The organism is [Scytonema hofmanni] UTEX 2349 (assembly GCF_000582685.1).
Lineage (GTDB): Bacteria > Cyanobacteriota > Cyanobacteriia > Cyanobacteriales > Nostocaceae > Hassallia > Hassallia hofmanni.
The window spans coordinates 3,479,016-3,481,237 of record NZ_KK073768.1 but is presented as its reverse complement, the minus strand read 5'-3'; the positions used below and the strand labels follow the sequence as shown (position 1 = coordinate 3,481,237).

At 41.2% G+C, this 2,222-nt stretch carries 3 protein-coding genes; all 3 read right to left on the bottom strand.

Annotated elements, in window-relative coordinates; all coding sequences use genetic code 11:
- Positions 1-5: 5 nt before the first annotated feature.
- The 3 genes from TOL9009_RS44605 to TOL9009_RS0120690 all read right to left on the bottom strand — a co-directional run bounded on the left by TOL9009_RS44605 (position 6) and on the right by TOL9009_RS0120690 (position 1,919).
- A complete protein-coding gene (locus tag TOL9009_RS44605; RefSeq protein ID WP_398344911.1) occupies positions 6-182 on the bottom strand; it encodes a transposase in 177 nt (58 codons plus the stop codon).
- A gap of 218 nt (positions 183-400) precedes the next feature.
- A complete protein-coding gene (locus tag TOL9009_RS0120695; protein WP_029634465.1) occupies positions 401-1,237 on the bottom strand; it encodes a metallophosphoesterase in 837 nt (278 codons plus the stop codon).
- Between the two features lie 259 nt (positions 1,238-1,496).
- Positions 1,497-1,919: a hypothetical protein gene (locus TOL9009_RS0120690; RefSeq protein WP_029634464.1), complete on the bottom strand. Its 423-nt coding sequence runs from the start codon at positions 1,917-1,919 to the stop codon at positions 1,497-1,499.
- Positions 1,920-2,222: the final 303 nt, after the last annotated feature.

Below are 2,222 nucleotides of genomic sequence, written 5' to 3'. Positions count from 1 at the left end.
AGAGTCTATAATTCCGGCGGATGGCTCTGCGTCTCGTCCAGAGATTTCCCTGAGCTGCGATCGCAGAGCTGAATGGATTTTTGCCATACGCCTTTGCGCTGCCAACGTTGAAAATACGAGTATACAGTTTGCCATGCTGGTAAATCATGCGGCATCATTCGCCACGAACAGCCGGCACGCAAGACGTAAAAATTGCATTTACCACTTCGCGCAGATCGACTTCACGCTTTTTCCACGTTTTCGTTTACGTTCTGCCGGAATCATGGATTTAATCACATCCCATTCCGGATCAGAAATGTCTGTGGGATAAGGTTTTCGACTCATGTCACCTAATTCAAATATGACAACTGTCTTTTTTAAAATACCTGTCCTGGAGAATGACTGCGGTGCTCTTTACTTTTTATTTATAAACACCCTCTAAGGTGATTACTGTAACTTCTGGGGGGCAAAATAAACGTCCTGGGAAATAAGTTCCTAAGCCGCGATTGACGTATAATTGATTTTTGCCGACTTGATGTAATCCTTGTGCCCATTCCCAATGACGAACTACTGAGTATTCTTTTCGCAAACATGGAATTCGTCGGCGTATTTTAATTGGTATCTTTCGCAGGATTTTGCGATAATAAAGTAGCGCGGGACCTTTTGTCGGAATTCTAATTTGACCGCCATGAGTATGACCTGATAGTTGCAAATCTACTCGCCATTGTTGCAATACTTCCGCTGTGTCTGGATTGTGGGATAATACTATGCGAGGTGTTGCCGGATCTAGTTGATTCATAACTAATCCAGGGTTAAATTCTCGTGAGTAGCGATCGCTTAATCCGACTATTGGTAGTTCTTTTCCTACTGGATATGCGATTTCATTCCACAAAACGTGAATTCCGACACTGGTTAGAGCGGCTGTAACTTCAGCTTTAGAGTTGCGATAGCATATATCGTGATTTCCTAATATAGCATAAGTTCCCAAACGACTTTGGAGATGTTTGAGCCTTAACACCAGCTGATGAATTGGTGCTGGGATGGTGGTGATATAATCGCCGGTTAAGAAAATTAAATCAGGTTCGACTTCGTTGGTGAGTGCGATCGCTTTATCTAACATATTTTCACTCAGTCGCAAACCATCATAGTGAAAATCTGACATCTGCACCAGCTTTAGGTTTTGTAATGATGGGGGTAAACCAGCAATCTTAACCGTCAATTTCTCTACGCTTAACGGTCCAGATAACAACCAGTGCATAATTTACTTCATATCATAACTTGGCGCTTATAGCTTAACGAATAATTCGGCGATCGCCTGTCACAAGTGCAACAACTTTGTCAAAAATTCATCAATCATACAGATTGCCGCGTATTTATACTGAGCTAACTTCAATGCAGCTTTACTTTTGAACTTATATCAGGAGCTTACTTACAGGAGTTTTCACATTATTTTGGTCTTTCGTAGTAAGCGCTTCAGCGCTTATTCTAGGCACTGAAGTGCCTACTACGTTTTTAAGTTAAACTGATCCTGGTTCTGAGTGTTGATTTGGCTGCAAATATTCAATAATCAGCAAGCGTAAGTAATCTAGCATTTGCATATAAGCTTTGATTTGTCTGTATTCTCTTCCAGTTGTTAAGTAAAATTGAGCGATCGCGGGAATGTCAAAAAGTCGCATACTTTTTAATTGATTAATTGCTTGTTGTTCATTTTCAATCCAACCCCGTCTTTTAATTTGACTGGCATAACCTCGGATATCTACTGTTAAAAGTTCGATTTCTTCTAAAACAGTGAATTCTTCCTCAAAATTAGGATCTAACGCTGCAACTTCTTTTCTTTCTTGCTTGGTATTTTGATAATCGACGGTTAACTGTTCTAATATCTCAATAATATAGTTTCTTTTGATTTCCGGATTTTGAGTATTCAGGGTTGTTTTAGTCATTGTTTACATTATAAGTAACAAGTGCGATCGCCGTTCTTTAGCCCAGGTCGGTGTTCTTCGTTCATATAACCCCAACCCCGACGACTGGAAGTCGCGGCTACACAAACAAAGTCCGCCTTCGCGGACTAAACTGATATTAAAAATAGACGTGCGATCGCACGAGTTAACCAACGCAGGTAAGCTTCGTCCGTATAACCCCAGGTTTCCAGGACTACGGTGTACACACAAGTCATAGAATTACCCAAAAAGGAGTGAAAAACCTCACCCTGTCCGTTCCGGACATCCCTCTCCTTACCAAGGAGA

Bases quoted from the DNA above. Each gene is read 5' to 3' on its own strand.
- TOL9009_RS0120690 (WP_029634464.1), bottom strand. From the start codon at position 1,919: ATGACTAAAACAACCCTGAATACTCAAAATCCGGAAATCAAAAGAAAC.
- TOL9009_RS0120695 (WP_029634465.1), bottom strand. From the start codon at position 1,237: ATGCACTGGTTGTTATCTGGACCGTTAAGCGTAGAGAAATTGACGGTT.